This is a genomic window from Streptomyces sp. NPDC054847 (assembly GCF_053610925.1).
This window is the reverse complement of the sequence record NZ_JBSGZJ010000413.1, coordinates 1-6309: the sequence shown is the minus strand read 5'-3', so window position 1 is coordinate 6309 and position 6309 is coordinate 1. Positions and strand designations below refer to the sequence as shown.

General features: G+C 70.4%; 5 protein-coding genes. All 5 read right to left on the bottom strand.

The features are described from left to right. Window positions 1–15: 15 nt before the first annotated feature. Window positions 16–1551, bottom strand: coding sequence for a M28 family metallopeptidase (locus tag ACWGH4_RS28805; protein WP_453466081.1), 1536 nt, complete (start codon window positions 1549–1551; stop codon window positions 16–18). A 165-nt stretch (window positions 1552–1716) separates the two neighbouring features. After that, complete coding sequence (locus ACWGH4_RS28800; RefSeq protein WP_453466079.1) at window positions 1717–2376, bottom strand: HhH-GPD-type base excision DNA repair protein; 660 nt, start codon at window positions 2374–2376, stop codon at window positions 1717–1719. A gap of 84 nt (window positions 2377–2460) precedes the next feature. After that, a complete protein-coding gene (locus tag ACWGH4_RS28795) occupies window positions 2461–3696 on the bottom strand; it encodes an RNA polymerase sigma factor (RefSeq protein ID WP_453466077.1) in 1236 nt (411 codons plus the stop codon). Next, window positions 3686–4102 (bottom strand): YciI family protein, encoded by a 417-nt coding sequence (locus tag ACWGH4_RS28790; protein WP_453466075.1) that lies wholly within the window; start codon window positions 4100–4102, stop codon window positions 3686–3688. Before ACWGH4_RS28790 ends, ACWGH4_RS28795 begins: the two co-directional genes overlap by 11 nt. A gap of 214 nt (window positions 4103–4316) precedes the next feature. Continuing rightward, a complete protein-coding gene (locus ACWGH4_RS28785; RefSeq protein WP_453466073.1) occupies window positions 4317–6011 on the bottom strand; it encodes a lysyl oxidase family protein in 1695 nt (564 codons plus the stop codon). Window positions 6012–6309: the final 298 nt, after the last annotated feature.

The following is a 6309-nucleotide window of genomic DNA, read 5'->3' as shown; positions in this document are numbered from 1 at the left end:
GTGTGACGTTCGGTGTTACTCGGTCACTTCGTGGTCGTGACCGTCGTGGAGGCCGCCGCCGCTGCCGGCGTCACCGTCCGTCGGGACGGTCGTGACGGGCTTGCGCAGCGAGCTGATGTCGTGGGCGTAGGTGCCCACGGCGTTGGCGATGATGCCGATGTTGACGGCGAACGCCTTCATGTTGATGTTGCTGATGTCGTCGCCCGCGGCGTGGTAGTTCACGTCGTACGCGATGCCCGCGGAACCGCCGAACTTCTTCGCCTGCGCCTCGGTCTTGATCCCCTCCGCGCCGGTGAAGGTGCCACCGGACGGGATGCCCACCTCGATGAACGGCCCGTAGTCGGAGCGGCCGGTGAAGTCGGTGCCCTCGTGCGGGGTGCCCCGCTTGTCGAGGAACTCGTTGATGTCGCGCTCGAGCTGCGCGGAGCCCGCCGGGCCGGCTCCCGAGCCGACGCCGTCGGAGTTGTCGCCGTCGTAGACGAAGAGTCCGTAGTTCGGCGACGCGATCATGTCGAAGTTGAGGTAGAGCTTGACCTCCTTCTTCCCCAAGCTGCTGAGGTTCGCGACGTAGTGCTCGGAGCCGAGCAGTCCGTTCTCCTCGGCCGACCACCAGGCGAAGCGCACCTTGTTGGTGGGCTGCTTCTCCCGCTTGGCGAGCTCCTCCGCGACCTCGAGCAGACCGGCGGAGCCGGAGCCGTTGTCGTTGATGCCGGGGCCGGCGGTCACCGAGTCGAGGTGGGCGCCGAGCATCACCGTGTTGGCGGCGTTGCCCCGGCGGGTCTCCGCGATCACGTTGTTGGTGCTGCGCTTCTCCTGGAGCTCACGGACCTCGAAGGAGACCTCCAGCGGGCCCTTGGCGAGGTCGGCGGCGAGCTTCTCGCCGTCGGCCTGGGTGATGCCTCCGGTCGGGATCTTCGCGGAGGCCTGGTCGCCCAGGGTTCCGGAGAGGCTGCCCTCGGTATTGTTGTAGACGATGGCGCCGACCGCGCCGGCGGCGGCCGCGGCGGCCTGCTTGTCGGCGAAGCTGCATCCGCCGCGCTTGATCAGCGCGATCTTGCCGGTGAAGGTGTCCGACGCGTAGTCGCCCGCCTCGCAGCCCGTCGTGTCGTCCACGGGCACCGCCGCCACAGCGGCCTTGATGCCGCCCACAGGAGTGGACTTGGTGTACGTCATGGCCGCGATGTCGACGTCACGCGGCGTCGGTGAGACGACGGAGAGCTTCTCGGCGAGCGTCTCCGTGTAGATGAAGTCGAAGCGCTGGTACGAGACGTCGTACCCGTACTTCTTCATCTGCTGGTACACGTACGCGGCGGAGGCGTCGTGACCGAGCGAACCGGCGGCACGGTGACCGCCCGTGCTGTCCGCTATCTGCTGGAACTTCTCAAGGTGCTCGAAGGCGTCGTCCGCGGACGCCTTCTGGACCAGCTTCCGTGCCAGCTTCGACGCGTCCATGGCCGCCCGGTCGCCCGGGTCCTGACGCTGCGCAGCGGACGGGGAGGCGGATGCCAGCAGGAGCGGGGTTGCGAGTGCGGCAGCGGCCACGGTGGCCACGGCTCTGCGATGGGTTGCCTTCACAGAGGTCCTTCCCGATGTGTACGAGGGTTGAGGGGAAGTTAGCGATCTCTGTCGCCCCTGTGAACACCTGTGCCGTAACTCATGGCGTATTTCCCCCCATCAGCACACGGAAGCGCTTCATCCACTTCAACTCCCGGTACTTCAGGGCTTCCTGGGCGACTTCGTCGACTTGGTGGACTTGGCCGTCTTCGTCGCCTTCAGGGTCCTGGCGGTCTGTGTGGCCTTGGCTGCCTTGGCGGCGGCCTTCTTCTCCTGCTTGTACGCCCGCACCCTGGCGAGCGACTCGGGGCCGGTGATGTCGGCGGCCGACCGGTACGAGTCCTTCTCGCCGTACGCGCCGGCGGCCTCCCGCCAGCCCTCGGGGCGTACGCCGTACTGCTTGCCGAGGAGGGCCAGGAAGATCTGCGCCTTCTGTTCGCCGAAGCCGGGCAGCGCCTTCAGCCTCGCCAGCAGGTCCGCACCGTCGGCCGCGTTCGTCCAGACGGCGCTCGCGTCGCCGCCGTACTCGTCGACGAGGAACCGGCACAGCTCCTGAACCCGTTTGGCCATGGACGCCGGGTAGCGGTGGACCGCCGGCTTCTCCCGCAGCAGTTCGGTGAAGGCGTCCGGGTCGTAGGCGGCGATCTCGGCGGCGTCGAGATCGTCGGTGCCCAGGCGCTGCGCCACCGTGTACGGGCCGGTGAACGCCCACTCCATGGGGATCTGCTGGTCGAGGAGCATCCCGATCAGGGCGGCGAGCGGGCTGCGGCCGAGGAGCTCGTCGGCCTCCGGTTGCTGGGCGAGGTGAATCGTGGCGTCCATGCCCTGATGATCACCCGGCGGCCGGTGCGCCGCCAGCGAAGCGCCGGGCGGCGCCGGGGCTGTGCCGGCGGAGGCGCGCGGGTGTCACGGGCTGAGCCGGGCGGCCCTGGCCCGGAGATAGCGGGCCTCCGGGATGCTCAGCGTCAGGGCGGCCGCAGAGCGGTAGGCGGCACGCGCCGCGTCGACGTCGCCGGCCTTCTCCAGCAGGTGCGCCCTTACGGACTCGAGCCGGTGGTTGCCGCTCAGCCTGTCCTCCAGGCGGGCCACTTCGGCCAGACCGGCCCGTGGTCCGTGCACCATCGCCGTCGCCACCGCCCGCCCGAGCTCAGCCATCGGTTCGGGAGTGCGGGCGACGAGAAGGTCGTACAGGGCGAGGATCTGCGGCCAGTCGGTCTCGTCGGCGCTCGGAGCCTCGTCGTGCAACGCGGCGATCGCCGCCTGCAGTTGGTACGGGCCCGCCGGGCCCTGTGCCAGCGCCTCCTCCACCAGTCGGGTGCCCTCGGCGATCGCCGCGCGGTCCCAGCGCGTGCGGTCCTGCTCGTCGAGCGGGATCAGCTCTCCGTGCGGGCCGGTGCGGGCGGCGCTGCGGGCGTCGGTGAGCAGCATCAGCGCCAGCAGCCCGGTCACCGCACCGTCCGCCGGCAGCAGGCGTCGCACGGCGCGGACGAGGCGGATCGCCTCCGCCGCCAGGTCGCCGCGGTGCAGATCACGGCCGGAGGTCGCCGTGTAGCCCTCGTTGAAGATCAGGTAGAGCACCTGAAGAACGGCGGCGAGCCGGGCGTCCCGGTCCCCCGGTCCCGGCTGCCGGAACGGCAGACCTCGTATCCGCTGCTTCGCCCGGCTGATCCGCTGCGCCATGGTGGCCTCCGGCACCAGGTGGGCCCGGGCGATCTCGGCGGTCGTCAGACCGCCGACGGCCCGCAGGGTCAGGGCGATCTGCGCGGGCGGGCTGAGCTCGGGATGGCAGCACAGGAAGAGCAGGGTGAGCGTGTCGTCCTCGGACGGTGCGCGTGCCTCACCGGGCGGTGGCCCGGTGAAGGCGTCCCGCGGGGCGAGCCGGCCGGCAGTCTCCTCTCGGCGGCGCCTGGCCTCCTCGCTGCGCAGGAGGTCCGTCAGGCGGCGGGCGGCGACCCTGATCAGCCAGCCGCGCGGATTGTCCGGTACGCCGCCGTCCGGCCACTGCTGCGCCGCCGCCAGCAGCGCTTCCTGAACGGCGTCCTCGGCCAGGTCGAAGTGGCCGTACCGGCGCACCAGCGCGCCGAGGACCTGCGGCGCGTGCAGGCGCAGCAGGTCCTCGACCCGGCGGGGATCAGCAGACATCGCCTCCGCCGTCCATGATCTGCCGGATCACCACGGGGTATTCGGTGCTGCCTTCGGGGACCGGGCACTGGGTGATGCGGGACGCGATCTCCGTCACGCGGTCCAGGCTCTCGCACTCCAGGACCCAGTACCCGGCGAGCACCTCCTTCGTCTCGCCGTACGGCCCGTCCGTCACCACCGGCCGCCCGTCCTTGCCGGACAGGACGTGCCGGGCCTGCGCCGGCGCGGCCAGGCCCTGCCCGTCGACGAGCTCGCCGGACTCGGCGAGGTCGTCGTTGACGCTCTGCATGAACGAGAACATCGCCTGCATGTCCTTCTCGTTCCAGGCCGGGGCGTGCTCGGAGCCGTTGCCGCTCATCGCCTCGTAGTCCGCCTGCGTGCCCTGAATCATCACCAGGTACTTCATGACTCGCTCCTTGTGGCCGGTCGGTCGCCCCTCCGGGCAACTCTCACAGGAGACGTCGGAGACGTCGGGGCGTTCTCGACACGACGCGGCGGATTTTTTTCGCGGGCGGGGCAGAGCGGCCCGTGAGCGCGGACAGATGTGCGACGCCGGCCCCGGGAGCGTGGCCCGGGGCCGGCGTCGGCCGGAACTTTCCGGCCCTGCTGTCGGACGGAGGTCAGTTGGCGTCGACCAGGTCGTGCGCAGGCACCTTCACCGTGCGGGCGCCCGGCTTGCCGCCCAGCACGACCTTGCGGAGCGCGCTGTTGTTGTTGAGGTCGGTCTCCTGGAGCCGCTTCTCGGGGTTGGCCAGCACCTGGATGTAGTAGGTGCCGTTGGGAAGGTCGGTGATGTCGAAGGACTGGCCGGGCAGATCCTGGGTGTACGTGTCGCCGGAGCCGACGTCCAGCACCTCACGGACGGAGATGGAGTTCTCCTGGCCGCACGCGGTGGACAGGTCGGTGTTCTCCGGGTGCCAGTTGGCGTTCTTCACCGTGTAGTCGACGGCGTCGGTGTTGGCCAGGCAGAAGGCCTCCTTGCCGCTGCGCACCGCTTCCTTCTGGTCGGCCTTGAGCAGCCGGTAGCTGGCGAAGTCGGTGAAGTGCCAGTGCTCGTGTCCGGGCCGCGGGTCCCATTCCATGGTGCCGGTCGGGGCGTAGCCGACCTGCTTGCCGGCGGCGTCGTAGAAGTACTGATAGGCGTCCATCAGCTTCTTGCCGGGGGAGCGGAAGCCGTCCACCACCAGTTGCGCGGGGCCCGCGTTCCACACGTTGGCGCTGAACGCCAGGTAGTCCTTGCCGGGGACGTCGTCCCCGCCGTCGCTGATCTGGATGCCGTAGGCCGGCAGCGACCGCAGGTCGGGCTTCGGCACGTTGGGCACGGACGCCTTGCCGGTCGGCCGGTTGGCGTTGGGCGTCAGCGCGGGGGCCTTCCTGGAGCCGTCGGTCCGCCCGGTCCCGTCACCGGCCTGCGCGGCCTTGAGGGCGGCCTTCTTGAGGGCCCACGGCACGGCCGGAGGAGCGGGCGGGTAGGGCCCGTGGCCCACGTTGTACGACGGCCCCGCGCCGCTCGTGGGGGCCGCGGGCGCCTCAGGACGCATGGCGTTGTGGCCCGAGTGGCCGGCCGCGTGGCCCGCGTGCTCCTTGGCCGCGGAGGCGCGCGTGCCCTCCTCCCAGCTGCGTTCCCGTACGGTCACGCTGATCGTCTGCGGCTTGTCCGCGATGCCGAACAGGTCCCGGTAGCGCTTCGCCACGGACACCTTCGCGGTGTACTTGCCGGCCGGCAGGGCGACCGGGGCCGAGTAGAAGCCGGAGTACGTGTTGGACGCCCAGCCGTTCTCCACCCCCCACACAGAGCCGAGCGTGAAGGGATTCGTGGGACAGCTCTGCGGATACTTCGACTTCGCCGGGGCGTCGGGACGGACGCGGCCGGAGGCGTTGTTCGGGCAGAACGCCTCGTCCTTGGTCACCACGGTCTTGCCGGCCGCGTCGGTGACCGTGATCCGGACGAAGCCGGGAAGCCCGGAGAAGTCCTTCACGAGTCCCGCGGGCAGGGTCTTGGTCCTGGGCGCCTTGTTCCCCTGCCGGATGATCTGCGTGGCGACGACCGGGTCCTTGTAGGACTTACGGGTCACCTTGAGCTCGAGGGGGCCGTCCTCGGCGGTGAGGTACGTCCCGAGGTCGAGGTAGACGCCGGGATCTTCCTTCCAGGAGTCGAGGGTCACCGATGTGGAGGCGGCGATCAGACTGAACTTCGGCTTGCTCTGTGCCTTCCGGGCGTCGGGTGCTGCCGCGACGACGCCGGCGGTGACGGCGATCGCCGCGCCCGCGGCGATCGCGGGGCGCCACAGGCGGGCATGGTGGGATCTGGTCATCAATCCTCATATCCGAGTGCCTGACGGGACATGGATCAACAGCCCGCTCGCACAACCGGCCGCGCTCGTCGGAACGACGCGGCCCCCCGTCGCGAAGCTGTGTCCCGCCTGTGAGAGTCCAAGGACGGCCCTGTCGGTTGTCTGCGGTCCCCCAGCTCGTGGAGGGTTGGCCGGAACCATGCCCTTTTCGCCGGATCCGGCCGACCTGACCCCGATCCCGCCCGCCGGACTCCCGGCCCGTGCTAGGCCGCCGTGCCCGTCGCCAGGTGCAGGTCGCCCTCCGGCGCGGGAAGTACGG

What these genes read in the sequence shown, in the direction of transcription:
- ACWGH4_RS28795 (WP_453466077.1), bottom strand. Translation starts at nt 3,696, where the DNA reads ATGTCTGCTGATCCCCGCCGGGTCGAGGACCTGCTGCGCCTGCACGCG.
- ACWGH4_RS28790 (WP_453466075.1), bottom strand. Translation starts at nt 4,102, where the DNA reads ATGAAGTACCTGGTGATGATTCAGGGCACGCAGGCGGACTACGAGGCG.
- ACWGH4_RS28785 (WP_453466073.1), bottom strand. Translation starts at nt 6,011, where the DNA reads ATGACCAGATCCCACCATGCCCGCCTGTGGCGCCCCGCGATCGCCGCG.
- ACWGH4_RS28800 (WP_453466079.1), bottom strand. Translation starts at nt 2,376, where the DNA reads ATGGACGCCACGATTCACCTCGCCCAGCAACCGGAGGCCGACGAGCTC.